General features: G+C 72.6%; 1 protein-coding gene. It reads left to right on the top strand.

Going from position 1 to position 317, the window contains the following annotated elements; all coding sequences use genetic code 11:
- Positions 1–317, top strand: a 317-nt coding sequence (locus tag ACYQ1K_RS27975) for a hypothetical protein (RefSeq protein WP_459986903.1), incomplete at both ends; no start/stop codon positions are given.

The raw sequence follows: 317 nt of genomic DNA, 5'->3' as shown, positions 1-317 counted from the left end.
GCGACGCGCCACCGCCCTCGGCATGCTGGCCCGCGGTGAGACCATCACCCTCCCCGAGGGAGTCGAACCCCGCCGCCGCCAGGTCGTCCTCCACCTCCACCTCACCCACGCCGCCCTCACCAGCACCGGTCCCCGCAACCGCTGCGGCAGCGGCAGCGGCAGCGGCGGCAACGCCGGCAACCCGCCTGCTGCAGCCGCGGACGAGCTGATCGGCATGTTGCACAGCCACACCGGCTACCCCCTCGGACCGGTCACCGCCGACCAGATCCGACACTGGTGCGGCAGCACCAGCACCACACACATCACCGTCAAACCCC

This window comes from Nocardioides sp. AN3 (genome assembly GCF_054653495.1).
Note: the sequence above shows the minus strand (reverse complement) of the source record. Positions and strands in the feature narration are given on the sequence as shown.